We start from the raw sequence: 12,141 nt of genomic DNA, 5'->3' as shown, positions 1-12,141 counted from the left end.
CTCTTCGCCCACTGGGCATGGACACCGCGCTTCTGGTGATCAGGATGACAAGAGCCGTGTAACGGGAGACTGTTACGCACGGTTCCGTGGGAGCCCGGGGGTGAAATCCCCCCGGGCGACCCGACCTGAGAGTGCCAGGGCGCTGCGGCGGTCGTGGGGGGTCCGGCACCCACCGGAGGTACCCGGCACGCTCCAGGCGGTCGAAGGATCTCAAGCCCGCGGCGGACGACAAAAGCAAAGGCAAGAAGATCTCACTCCTTGCCACTTCTAACGTATAGCGCACAGGGGGGCTTGCGGCAAGACCCGGGTCTTGCCGCAGAATCGGCGGCCGGACACAGCACCGACGAGGAAATGGGGGGCACGACGTGGGTGTGTTGTCGATGTACGGGGGACGCGGCGACCTCGAACCGCTGATGAGATTGGCGGTGCAGTTGCGGGCGCTTGACGCGGAGGTGCGGGGGTGCGCGCCGCCTGACCGGGCGCAGCGGCCGGCCGACTCGTCAGAGGGAAGCCAACCAGACAGGATGACGTGCCCAACAAGAGGTTCGACACAGCTCGAGGCGCCGGTGATTCGATCGGCCAGTGCGGTGCAACGGAGCACGGCTGCCTCGGAGGTATCGAAATGATCGAGCAGTACGTGTTGGATCTTCAAGAGGTTGACGAGACGCAGGTCGCGGTCGTTGGCGGCAAGGCCGCTCACCTGGGCGGGCTGTCGCGGATCGAAGGCATCCGCGTGCCGGCTGGGTTTTGCGTGACGACGGCCGCCTTCCGGCGGATCATGGCGGAAGCGCCGTCGATCGACGATCGGCTCGATCAGCTGTCGCGCCTGAACCCGGATGACCGGGAGGCGATCCGCACGCTCAGCGCGGAGATCCGCCGGACCATCGAAGGGATTGCCATCCCGGGCGATCTGGCGGCGGCGATCACCCGCGCGCTCGCCCAGCTCGGCGAGCAAGCCGCCTACGCCGTGCGATCCAGCGCGACGACAGAGGACCTGCCGACGGCCTCCTTCGCCGGCCAGCAGGACACGTACCTGAACGTCGTGGGGCCGGCGGCGATCCTCCAGCACGTCAGCCGGTGCTGGGCGTCGCTGTTCACCGAGCGGGCCGTGACCTACCGCCTGCGGAACGGCATCGACCACCGTACGGTCCACATGGCCGTGGTCGTGCAGCAGATGGTCTTCCCGGATGCGGCCGGCATCCTGTTCACGGCCGACCCCGTCACGGGCAACCGGAAGGTCGCCACCGTGGACGCCAGCTTCGGCCTCGGCGAGGCCCTGGTTTCCGGCCTGGTGAACCCGGACGTCTTCAAGGTGCGCGACGGCGTGGTCGTCGCCGAGGCGGTCGCCGCCAAACAGCGTGCCGTTCACGCCCTGCCGGCTGGCGGGACGCAGGAAGTGGCGATCGACCCGCAGCGGCAGGAGCAGCCGGCGCTGACGGATGCGCAGGTCGTGCGGCTCGTGCGGCTCGGGCGGCGGATCGAAGCGCATTTCGGCCGCCCGCAGGACATCGAATGGTGCCTGGTCGACGATGACTTCCAGATCGTGCAGAGCCGACCGATCACCACGCTGTTCCCCATCCCCGCGGCCCGCGACCGGGAGAACCACGTCTACGTCTCCGTTGGTCATCAGCAGATGATGACCGACCCCATGAAGCCACTGGGCGTCTCCGTGTGGCAGCTGACGGCCATGGCGCCGATGCACGAGGCCGGCGGGAGGCTGTTCGTCGATGTCACCCGGCGCCTGGCCTCGCCCGCGAGCCGCGCCGGCCTCCTGGAGGTGGCGGGGAGGGGCGATCCGCTGATCAGGGACGCGCTGGAGACCGTCCTCGACCGCGGCGACTTCGTCCCGACGCTCCCGGAGGCTGGTCCCGGCGGGCCGCCGGCCAGCGGCGCGTCCGCCCCGATCGAGACTGATCCGGCCATCGTCACCGAGCTGATCGAGCGCAGCCAGGCCTCCATCGCCGCCCTGCGGCGCGACATCCGGACGAAGACCGGACCGGCGCTGTTCGACTTCCTGCTGGAGGCCTTCCAGGAGCACAAGCGAGTCCTCAGTGATCCATTGAGCATGCAGGCGATCATGGCGGGGATGGAGGCCACCTGGTGGCTCAACGACCAGCTGCAGGAATGGCTGGGCGAGAAGAACGCGGCCGACGCCCTCACGCTGTCCGCCCCCGGCAACGTCACGTCAGAGATGGGACTGGCGCTGCTCGACGTCGCGGACGTGATCCGCCCGCACCCGGAGGTGGTGGCGTTCCTGCAGGGCGTCGAGGACGACGGCTTCCTTGACGAGCTGCCGAAGCTCGCGGGCGGGACCGAAGCGCGCGACGCCATCGAGGCCTACCTCGACCGGTACGGCATGCGCTGCGTCGGCGAGATCGACATCACGAGGCCGCGCTGGAGCGAACGCCCCACCACGCTCGTGCCCCTGATCCTCGACAACATCAAGCTCTTCGAGCCGGGCGCCGCCGAGCGGCGCTTCGAGCAAGGGCGACAGGAGGCGCAGAGGAAACAAGAGGACCTGCTGGAACGCCTGCGGGCCCTGCCGGACGGGGAGCAGAAAGCCGACGAGGCCAAGCGGATGATCGACCGGGTCCGGACCTTCATCGGCTACCGGGAGTACCCGAAGTACGGCATCGTCAGCCGCTACTTCGTCTACAAGCAGGCCCTGCTGGAAGAGGCCGAGCGCCTCGTGCAGGCCAACGTGCTCGCTGAGAAGGAGGACATCTTCTACCTCACGTTCCAGGAGCTCCACGACGTCGCGCGCTCGAACCAGGTGGATGACAAGCTAATCCAGCAGCGCAAGGACGCGTTCCGGTCGTACCACGCGCTCACGCCGCCCCGGGTGCTGACATCGGATGGCGAGGCCATCGCCGGGGCGTACCGACGCGACGACGTGCCGACCGGCGCCCTGATCGGCCTACCGGTCTCCGCCGGGACCATCGAAGGGCGCGCCCGCGTCATCCTGGACATGGCCCGGGCTGATCTCGAACCGGGTGACATCCTCGTCACGGCCCACACGGACCCGAGCTGGACGCCCCTCTTCGTCGCCATCAGAGGCCTGGTGACGGAGGTCGGAGGATTGATGACACACGGCGCAGTGATCGCACGGGAGTACGGCCTGCCGGCTGTCGTCGGTGTGGTAGATGCCACCCGGCTGATTCCCGATGGGCAGCGGATCCGCGTGCACGGAAGCGACGGGTACGTCGAGATTCTGCCTTGACTGACCACTCACCGAGAAGGCCCGTCTGCCTTGCCAAGCACATTTTCCCAAGCGGCCCTGACCTGCTCGGCATCCGGATCTGCCGCGATCCGCGCCTCGGCCAAGACCTGCGGTAACCAAGAGTAGGCGGAGGTGCACGTTGCTACTGAGCCGACGGAGCCCGTGAAAGTAGACAAGGGTGCTGTCTCCTGAGACAGCCGAAGTCTGGAGAAGGACGGGTGGCGGGCGATCGCCTTCCGCGACACCGACGGGGTGTACCTCCAGTCGCGGGCCGGCCGGAACCTGACCACCTACTTCCCGGACATCACCCGCGCGATCCGGACCGCGATCCCGCCGGGCGTGGTGCTCGACGGTGAGCTGATCGTCTGGGAGCGTGGCCGGACCAACTTCGCGCAGCTTCAGCGACGAGTCACCGCCGGCCGCTGACGCCGCCTAGCAGCGGGCAGCACCTGGCGGAGTTCCTCGGCCATGCCAAGGTCATTCAAGAGGTGCAGGCCGGCTACGGCGCCGGCACCCTGAGCAGCCAGGAGGCTGCCGTTCTCGAAGCTCGTTGCTGGGCAACACGGACGCCCACGGAGGTGCGCGGATTCTTGGAACCACTGCCGCTGGTGGACGGCATTGCCGAGACGGTTCTGTGGTGCCGCCGGCGCGGGCTGACGCCCGTACTGACCACGCTGGCTTGGGACGTCGTGGGGGGCCATCTGTGCGACCGCTTCGGCTTCGATCGCGCTTGCGGGCCGCGTCTGGAGCTGGTTGACGGCCGCTACAGCGGGGAGGTCGCCGAGCAGTTCGATGAGCTGAGCAAGCGCGACTTCGCGGTGAGCGTGGCCGCCGAGTTGGGAGTGGACCCGAAGCGTTGTGCGGCCGTTGGCGACGGCCGCTCGGACGTGCCGCTCTTCGCCGAGGTCGGGCTGGCCATCGCCTTCAACGCGACCCCGGCGGCTCGCGCAGCCGCTCACGCGTCGGTCGATGGAACCGATCTGCGGGCTGTGCTGCCACTTCTCGATGCATGGCTGGACGCTGCGCATACATCGCAGGAATGACGGGCGCGCCGAACACGTGGAGAAAGCCTCCGTCGCGGTGCAACCCGTCGCGCTCTATGATCGCGACGTGCGCGGGAGGTTGCGGGTTGGTGCCTGCCAGACGCCGGAGATTCTGGGCGACATCGAACGAGCGCTGGTGTGCATCGAGGAGTTCGCGGCGCAGGCCGACGCGCAAGCCGTGCATCTGCTGTTGTTCCCAGAATGCTTCCTCCAGGGTTATCTCGTGGAGGAACAGCACGTGCGCGAGCACGCGCTCAGCCTTGACTCGGCGCGATTCGCTGCAGTGCTACGGCGGCTGGCGCGGATCGAGCAGACGCTCGTGTTCGGCGTCATCGAACAGGTTGATGACAGGTACTTCAACACTGCGGTAGTCGTCGCGCGGGGTGAACTGGTGGGTGCTTATCGCAAGACCCACCTCGTGCCCGGCGAGTCCCTGTTCGACAAGGGCGACACCTACCCCACCTTCGTACTGCGCGGCGTCAGGTTCGGCATCAACATCTGCTACGACACCCAGTTCGGCGAGTCCGCCGCACCGGTCGCGGCCCAGGGTTCCCGGCTGCTCCTCGTGCCCGCACAGAACATGATGCGCCGGGCCGCTGCGCTGCATTGGAAGCACCTGCACCACGCCATCCGCGCCGAACGTGTGCGAGAAACAGGTATGTGGCTGGTGTCGGCTGACGTTACCGGTGAACGCGACGAGCACCGTATCGGCTGGGGCCCAACCAGCGTGATCAGCCCGCATGCCGAGGTGGTGGCGCAGGTGCCCCTGATGACGAAGGGCATGGTCGTTGCCCAGGGCGAAGGCAAGGTAGAGATATGACCGTTTAGCGCGGTTCGGTGTAGGCGCTCCCGATCATGGTGATATGCGGGCGGGCGCGACCTTCCGATGATCATCCAGGTGTTGAGGCTGGAGCATCGAAGGGTCACGCCCGTGGGTTCATCATCGCTGATCGACGTGTTAGCCGCGCACGCGGATCCGGCCGTGGCGCCGGTAACGGCACCGGAGGGTGCTCGCAGCCTGGTAGAGGCGTTGCAGCAGGTGCCGGACCAGCGCGACCCGCGCGGCGTGGTCCACGTGCTGGCCGGTGTGCTGGCAGTGGCGGTGGCCGCGGTCCTGACCGGCGCCCGGTCGGTGACAGCGATCGGTGAGTGGGCAGCCGATGTCCCGCAGGGGGTCCTGGCCGACCTCGCCGTGTTCCGCGATCCGTTCACCGGCCAGTACCGGCCGCCCGTGACCTCGACGATCCGCCGGATCCTGGTCGATGTCGACGCTGACGCTTTCGACACGGCGGTGAGCCGGTGGATCATCGCTTCTGCCGCACCGGTGAGCGGCGTGCCGCGCCGGCGGGCCTACAGTGTGGACGGCAAGACGCTGCGCGGCAGTGGCCGCACCGGCTCGCAAAAGCACCTACTCGCCGTGCTGGAGCAGCACACCGGCGTGGTCCTCGGCCAGGTCGACGTCGACGGCAAGACCAACGAGATCACCCGCTTCGCGCCGCTGCTCGATGCCCTGGACCTGACCGGGGCCGTGGTCACGGCCGACGCCCTGCACACCCAACGCGAGCACGCCCGCTGGCTCGTCGAGACCAAGCGTTCGGCGTATCTGTTCACCGTGAAGAACAACCAGCCCGGCCTGTACCGGCAGCTCAAGAACCTGCCCTGGTCGAAGGTGCCGGTCCAGGACGAGACCGGTGAACGCGGCCACGGCCGCTACGACATCCGCCGCCTACAGGCCATCACCTGCACCGGCGCGCTCGCGCTGAACTTTCCCCACGCCACCCAAGCCATCCGGATCCGCCGACGCCGACTCAACCTCGTCACCGGCCGCTGGTCCACCGTCACCGTCTACGCGCTCACCAACCTCAGCGCCGCGCACGCGACCCCCGCCGAACTGGCCGACTGGCTGCGCGGGCACTGGACCATCGAGGCCCTGCACCACGTGCGTGACGTCACCTACGGCGAAGACGCCAGCCAGGTCCGTACCCGCAACGCACCCCGCGCCATGGCCACCCTGCGCAACACCGCGATCAGCCTGCTCCGCCTGGCCGGCATCACCACCATCGCCCAAGCTCTACGCCACAACGCCCGCAATCCCCACCGAACCCTCCAATTCCTCCGGATCGGATGAATCAGACATACCCCTACCTTGCCTCAGCCCTGGGTCGTTGCCGACATCGATTGACGGGCACGCCCCAGCGGCCCATCGGCAATCGATTCCAATGAGACGCAGCACCGAATGCCGCCAGCTACAGCGAGACATATGCCAGATCGCCTGAAACTGGACACCCGCACTCGCGTCCGCCGTAACAGCGAGGATGGCAGCGCTGGCACGGAGCCCCGGTGTGGAAGCGTAGAGAGCTCCCATGATCGGAAAAGTCCGTGCCTGTTTGCCACCCCCCGCCCGCCTAGGATCGGGGCCATGCCCTTGACCGCGAACGACGTCGACCGGTTCGAGGCCTCCAGGCACCGCCTGGAGACCATCGCCTACCGCCTCCTCGGCTCCGCTGGGGAGGCCGAGGACGCCGTGCAGGAGACGTTCCTGCGCTGGCAGGCCGCCGACGTCGACCGCATCGAGGTCCCCGAGGCCTGGCTTACGAAGGTGCTCACCAACCTGTGCCTCAACCAGCTCACCTCCGCGCGGGCACGGCGCGAGACCTATGTGGGCCACTGGCTTCCCGAGCCGCTGCTCGCCGGGGACCCGATGCTCGGCCCGGCCGACACCGCCGAGCAGCGCGAATCGGTCTCGTACGCGGTCCTCACCCTCATGGAGCGTCTCTCCCCCAACGAGCGGGCGGTGTACGTGCTGCGGGAGGCCTTCGACTACCCGCACCGGGAGATCGCCGAGATCCTCGACATCACCGAGGCCGCCAGCCAGCAGATCTTCCATCGCGCCAAGAAGCACGTCGCGGACGGCAAGGCCCGCACCGAGATCGACGCGGCCGCCGCCCGGCGGATAGTCGAGGAGTTCCTCGCGGCCGCCACCAGCGGCCAGACCGAGCCGCTCGTGCGGCTGCTCACCGAGGACGCGATCTCGATCGGCGACGGCGGCGGGAAGGTCCCGGCCCGCGCCAAGGCGTTCGAGGGCGCCCTCGCGGTCGCGAAGTTCCTGCGGGGCCTGTTCAAACCCGGCGAGGCCAAGCGCGCCATGGTCGGCGGCGCGCCGGAGGTCTACGCCTGGACCGCCAACGGCGACCCCGCCGTCGTGGCGGTCGTCTCCGGCCGGGTCGTCGGCGTCATGTGCGTGGAGGTCACCGCCGAGGGCATCGCCGCGTTCCGCAACCAGGTCAACCCCGACAAGCTGGAGCGCGCGACCGAGCGGTTCGCGGCCTCCGACCACGGGGAATCGCTGTTCAAGGCCTTCTGACCCTCGTGTGAGGTGCTTCACATCGGGTTCCTGTCAGGAAACGGCGGGCCGACCGGTTCAAGTGGCGAACCCGCATCAGACAGGAGCACGGATATGCAGCACCGCATCATCGTCCTCGGAGCCGGATACACCGGAGCCATCGCCGCCGGCCGCCTCGACAAGCGGCTGCACCGCGAGGACGTCGCCATCACCCTCGTCAACGCCGAACCCGACTTCGTCGAGCGGGTCCGGATGCACCAGCTGGCGGTCGGCCGGGACCTCAAGCCCCGGCCCTTCAGCGAGATGTTCGCGGGCACCGGCGTCGAACTGAAGCTCGCGAAGGTCACCGGCGTCGACGTCGACCGCAAGACCGTCGCCGTCATCGACGCGAACGGCGCCGAGGAGCTGGAGTACGACACCCTCGTGTACGCCCTCGGCAGCGGCTGGAACGCCCAAGGCGTCCCCGGCACCGCCGAGCACGCCAATGAGATCGCCGGCCGCCCCGGAGCGCTCCGGCTGCGCGAGCGCCTGGCCCGCCTGGAGGCCGGGCAGACCGTGACCGTCGTCGGCGGCGGCCTCACCGGCCTGGAGGCCGCGACCGAGATCGCCGAAGCCCGCCCGGACCTCGACGTCGCCCTCGCCGCCCGCGGCGGCCTCGGCGACTGGCTCTCGCCCAAGGGCCGCGGGCACCTGCGGAAGGTCTTCGACAAGCTCGGCATCACCGTGCACGAGCACGCCGCCGTCACCGGCGTCGAAGCCGACCGCGTCACCACCGCCGACGGCAAGGCCATCCCGGCCGCGGTCACCGTGTGGACCACCGGCTTCGCGGTCCACCCGATCGCGAAGGCGACCGCCCTGGAGGTCACCGGCTCCGGCCAGATCGTGGTCGACGGGACCATGCGCTCGGTCTCGCACCCAGACGTGTACGCCGTCGGCGACGCGGCCTACGCGATGGGACCGGGCAACAAGCCGCTGCGGATGTCGTGCGCCTCGGGCACCCCGGCCGCGTGGCAGGCCTCCGACGCGATCGCCGCGCGCCTGACCGGCGGGAAGCTCCCGAACATGCCGATCCGCTACTTCAACCAGTGCATCTCGCTGGGCCGCAAGGAAGGCGTGATCCAGTACGTCACCGCCGACGACCGCACCGTCCGGGCGGCACTGACCGGACGGCTCGCCGCCGTCTACAAGGAGCTGGTCTGCAAGGGCGCCGCCTGGGGCGTCGCGAACCCGACGTTCGGGATGCCGACCCGGCGCCGCCGCGTCGCGCGCGAGGCGCTGTCGGTCTAGGCGGCGACGATCGCCGGGTGGAGGTCCTCGGCCGGGAGCTCTCAGGCGTCGACGTCGACGGTGACCTGCTCGCCCGATCGGGACCGATCCGCGCCGATTGAAATCAAGGGCGAACGCAGTCGGACCAGCAGCCACTCGCGGTGTACGTCCCACGCCGCGTCGTCCGGCACCGGGATACGGATCAGCTCACCGGCGCTCGTGCGCAGGTAGCTCTCATGACGAAAGAAGTCCGGGCTGCGGGCGACGAAGTCGCGGGCGAAGCCGGCTGTCGGATCGTGCGTCGCGCGGACAGACAAGTCGTCCGCCCGGCCTTCGTACACCGTCTCCGCCTCCGACAGCGGCGTGCCCCGCCGCCATCGCTTCGCCATGCGGGGATAACCGGAGGTGGTCAGCGAGCCGGCGCCAAAGTCGGTGCCGACATAGATGTGATCGGCGTCGATCCAGCAGACGCTGCTATTCGCCTCGGGCAGCGTGAACCCGTCCGCGACGAAACCCCGCCGATCCAGATCGAACTCGCGCACCACCACCGCGTCGGCGTCGCCGCGGGACAGGCTGATCACGCAGCGCTGGTAGCCAGCGCGCAGGACGGTGACGCCGCCCCGGACCCAGTTCTCGCCTTCCTCTGCGGCCAGCGCGTCGACGTCGAGCAGCACGTCCCACTCCGGCTCACGCCTGCGGTACTGGTCGAGGGTCGTCCGTCGCCACAGCCCGCGGGGGTGCGACGCGTCCGTCCAGAAGTTGTAGTAGTAGCCGTCACCGCGCCAGCCCGGATACGGAATGCGGTCACCAGCGTCTAACACCTGCCGGATCTCGGACGTGCGACCGGTGAACGTGTCACCGATGGCCACGGCGGCGAGCGTCTCCCTGTTGCAGTCCCGTACCCACTCGGCGACGGTCTCCGCGTCGAGGCTCTCCAGCCACCGAAACTCATCGTCAGCGTTGTCGATCACCGCGTCCACCTGCACAACTATTTCCGACGGCATCCACACACGCTGGCCGGCAGCCTGGTAGCCGACACCACCGCCCGAGCCGGCGCCGCCTGCTGAGCAACAGTCAGCCGGCCTTCCGCGCCACGCCGATCGGTTCGGACAGTGTCGACGAACCAGAGGGGACTGGCCGGCCGGCGACGTCAACGGCAGCCCCGGCCAGGTCGGGCGGGGCGGGGGTCCCCGCCTCACTGATCAACATCGGCCGGTCGGCGGCGGCGAGCGCGCCGGCCGCTGCCGGCACGACATCGTTCGGATCGCTCACCGCGCTGAGGCACGCCCGGCGTGGGTCATCGGCATCGGGGGAGCCACGCAGGGCGGGCCGCCGCTACCGCGGGACACCACGCCCCAAGTGCGGTGGATAGGCCCGTCCTGCGTGGGTCTGCCGACCTACGGGTGGAGAGCCGGCACCGGCGCCGGCCTTCGACAGTGCCGCTCAGCGGGCCTTCTTCGTTGCCCGCTTTCTTGGCGGCGTCAACAGGTCGGCGATCGCCGCGATCGCGGACGGTACCAGGCGGTAGTACGCCCAGACGCCGCGCTTCTCGCGCTCGAGCAGGCCGGCCTCGGTGAGGATCCGAAGGTGATGACTCACGGTCGGCTGGGAGAGACCAAGCGGCGCGGTGAGGTCACTCACGGACGCCTCGCCCTCCGGAGCGGACTGGATGAGACTGAGCAGTCGCAGCCGGGCTGGGTCGGCGAATGCCTTCAGCACTCCCGCGAGCCGCTCGGCATCGGCACGCTTAATCGGCTCGCCAGCAAGCGGCGAGATAGCAGGCATGGCAGTTTTCGCAGTTCCCACGTCTTCCATCTTTCCACCAACACCATCGATAGGCTGGTGAAACCAGGACCAGTACCCCGATGGCCAGCAGTCCGAGCGGTGTTGGTACACCCGCAGGTCGCGTCCACGCCGGTGTTCACCCGCGGGCGTGATCTCGTACAGGCAGGCCTGCCACAGGACGGCTTCCCCGCCGCCGGGGAGGATGTGCCCGTCACCTGGCCCGCCGCGCAGCAGCACAGAGAGGGCGCTGACCATGGCGGACGTCAGAGTTACCTACGATCAAAGGCGAATGCGGCGTACGTCGACTTCGTCGATCCGCATACGCCCCCGAAGGTGGTGCGCATGTATCCCTGTGATCCGGTCGAGGTCGGAGGGATGATCAACCTCGACTTCGACGAGAAGGGTCGCCTCCTTGGCATCGAGGTACTGGCGGCAAGTTCGAAGCTGCCTCAGTACTTGCTCGACGTGGCGGAGCGACTTGACATACAAGATGCATGAACATCGAGCGAATTACACAGGCTTTCGGATGACGTTTCCGGAAGGCGCTGCCCGACATCTTCGGAAGTGAATAAGCTGCCCCATCGGAGATGAATCCGGTGGGGGCAGCTGCGGTGTTCTGAGGTGGCTGACGGCAGTAGTTGACGGCAACGTCAGCAGACAGGTGCCGCGCAAAGGGTGGCTCGTCGCCGGCAGAAGGCCGTTGACCTGGCATTGCTCAGGTCAGCGGCCTTGATCGTTTCTCGGGCTACCGGAATGCGGGCCAGTGCTCCGCCCTTCAGGGCGGGGGTGAAGGCCCGCGCGGGAGGGCCGCCAGGCCCGAGCGTGCCCTAGACCTGGCGGTTGTCGACCTGCTCGGCCACCGGCACGGGCGCGATCGCGGCGACCCGGCGGCCGTGGTTGGTGACGTAGATGATCCGGCCGCGGACGGCGACGTCGTTCAGGGTTCCCGCGAGCGCCAGGCGCAGTTCGCGGACGCTGATCTCTTTCGGCATGTCGGTCATAGACACATGGTAACCATTGTGTACGCTGGTGACGGTGCAGCTCCGGTATGACTACCGCGTCTACCCGACGCCGAGTCAGCAGGCTTCGCTGGCTCGGGCGTTCGGGTGTGCGCGGGTGGTGTTCAACGACGGGCTGCGTGCACGGCAGGAGGCACGAGCCGAGGGCCTGCCGTACCTTTCGGACGCCGAGTTGTCGAAGCGGGTCACCGCGGCGAAGCTCACCCCGGAACGGGCGTGGCTGGGCGAGGTGTCCTCGGTCGTCTTGCAGCAGGCACTCGCGGACCTCACCACCGCGTACCGCAACTTCTTCGCCTCCATCTCGGGCAAGCGCACAGGCCGCAAGTTCGCGCCTCCCAGGTTCCGGTCCCGCAAGACATCCCATGAGCTTGAATGTCAAGCAGCGACCTCGGTGAGGTGGTGTGACCACGCGGTCGCCTCGTCGTAAGGAATGCCGGTCTTGAGGCATCCGTGCAGGATGCCGAC

Annotated in this window: 12 protein-coding genes; 9 read left to right on the top strand and 3 right to left on the bottom strand. The window is 68.5% G+C overall.

The genetic code is table 11. The annotated features are described in order from the left end of the window. Positions 1-622: 622 nt before the first annotated feature. The 7 genes from rph to SLP03_RS30480 all read left to right on the top strand — a co-directional run bounded on the left by rph (position 623) and on the right by SLP03_RS30480 (position 8,893). Positions 623-3,220, top strand: coding sequence for a rifamycin-inactivating phosphotransferase (rph, locus tag SLP03_RS30510; protein ID WP_319464103.1), 2,598 nt, complete (start codon positions 623-625; stop codon positions 3,218-3,220). 204 nt (positions 3,221-3,424) lie between these two features. Further along, positions 3,425-3,646, top strand: a complete 222-nt coding sequence (locus SLP03_RS30505) for a hypothetical protein (protein ID WP_319464105.1) — start codon at positions 3,425-3,427, stop codon at positions 3,644-3,646. 62 nt (positions 3,647-3,708) lie between these two features. Further along, positions 3,709-4,263, top strand: coding sequence for an HAD family hydrolase (locus tag SLP03_RS30500; protein WP_319464102.1), 555 nt, complete (start codon positions 3,709-3,711; stop codon positions 4,261-4,263). Further along, a complete protein-coding gene (locus tag SLP03_RS30495; protein WP_319464101.1) occupies positions 4,190-5,083 on the top strand; it encodes a carbon-nitrogen hydrolase family protein in 894 nt (297 codons plus the stop codon). Before SLP03_RS30500 ends, SLP03_RS30495 begins: the two co-directional genes overlap by 74 nt. Before the next feature lie 162 nt (positions 5,084-5,245). Then, on the top strand, positions 5,246-6,391 hold the full coding sequence (locus SLP03_RS30490; protein WP_319464100.1) for an ISAs1 family transposase: 1,146 nt from the start codon (positions 5,246-5,248) through the stop codon (positions 6,389-6,391). Between the two features lie 291 nt (positions 6,392-6,682). After that, positions 6,683-7,627, top strand: a complete 945-nt coding sequence (gene sigJ / locus SLP03_RS30485) for an RNA polymerase sigma factor SigJ (protein ID WP_319464099.1) — start codon at positions 6,683-6,685, stop codon at positions 7,625-7,627. Positions 7,628-7,720: 93 nt separating this feature from the next. Next, a complete protein-coding gene (locus SLP03_RS30480; protein WP_319464098.1) occupies positions 7,721-8,893 on the top strand; it encodes an NAD(P)/FAD-dependent oxidoreductase in 1,173 nt (390 codons plus the stop codon). A 41-nt stretch (positions 8,894-8,934) separates the two neighbouring features. Here the strand turns inward: SLP03_RS30480 and SLP03_RS30475 are convergent, their stop codons facing one another. After that, positions 8,935-9,852: a hypothetical protein gene (locus SLP03_RS30475; RefSeq protein WP_319464097.1), complete on the bottom strand. Its 918-nt coding sequence runs from the start codon at positions 9,850-9,852 to the stop codon at positions 8,935-8,937. Positions 9,853-10,315: 463 nt separating this feature from the next. Next, positions 10,316-10,687 (bottom strand): ArsR/SmtB family transcription factor, encoded by a 372-nt coding sequence (locus SLP03_RS30470; RefSeq protein ID WP_319464104.1) that lies wholly within the window; start codon positions 10,685-10,687, stop codon positions 10,316-10,318. A 69-nt stretch (positions 10,688-10,756) separates the two neighbouring features. On the opposite strand from SLP03_RS30470, the gene SLP03_RS30465 reads away from it, so the two are divergent. Next, complete coding sequence (locus SLP03_RS30465) at positions 10,757-11,155, top strand: DUF2283 domain-containing protein (RefSeq protein WP_413644768.1); 399 nt, start codon at positions 10,757-10,759, stop codon at positions 11,153-11,155. A gap of 329 nt (positions 11,156-11,484) precedes the next feature. Here the strand turns inward: SLP03_RS30465 and SLP03_RS30460 are convergent, their stop codons facing one another. Further along, positions 11,485-11,658: a hypothetical protein gene (locus tag SLP03_RS30460; protein WP_319464095.1), complete on the bottom strand. Its 174-nt coding sequence runs from the start codon at positions 11,656-11,658 to the stop codon at positions 11,485-11,487. A gap of 34 nt (positions 11,659-11,692) precedes the next feature. Between SLP03_RS30460 and SLP03_RS30455 the strand changes: the two genes are divergently transcribed. After that, on the top strand, positions 11,693-12,103 hold the full coding sequence (locus SLP03_RS30455; RefSeq protein WP_319464094.1) for a transposase: 411 nt from the start codon (positions 11,693-11,695) through the stop codon (positions 12,101-12,103). Positions 12,104-12,141: the final 38 nt, after the last annotated feature.

Origin of the sequence: Micromonospora sp. RTP1Z1 (assembly GCF_033804685.1) — a bacterium.
In the GTDB taxonomy this organism is placed as follows: Bacteria; Actinomycetota; Actinomycetes; order Mycobacteriales; family Micromonosporaceae; genus Micromonospora.
Note: the sequence above shows the minus strand (reverse complement) of the source record. Positions and strands in the feature narration are given on the sequence as shown.

Coding starts and splice junctions, on each gene's coding strand:
- rph (WP_319464103.1), top strand. CDS start 623: ATGATCGAGCAGTACGTGTTGGATCTTCAAGAGGTTGACGAGACGCAG.
- SLP03_RS30495 (WP_319464101.1), top strand. CDS start 4,190: ATGGAACCGATCTGCGGGCTGTGCTGCCACTTCTCGATGCATGGCTGG.
- sigJ (WP_319464099.1), top strand. CDS start 6,683: ATGCCCTTGACCGCGAACGACGTCGACCGGTTCGAGGCCTCCAGGCAC.
- SLP03_RS30480 (WP_319464098.1), top strand. CDS start 7,721: ATGCAGCACCGCATCATCGTCCTCGGAGCCGGATACACCGGAGCCATC.
- SLP03_RS30470 (WP_319464104.1), bottom strand. CDS start 10,687: ATGGAAGACGTGGGAACTGCGAAAACTGCCATGCCTGCTATCTCGCCG.
- SLP03_RS30460 (WP_319464095.1), bottom strand. CDS start 11,658: ATGACCGACATGCCGAAAGAGATCAGCGTCCGCGAACTGCGCCTGGCG.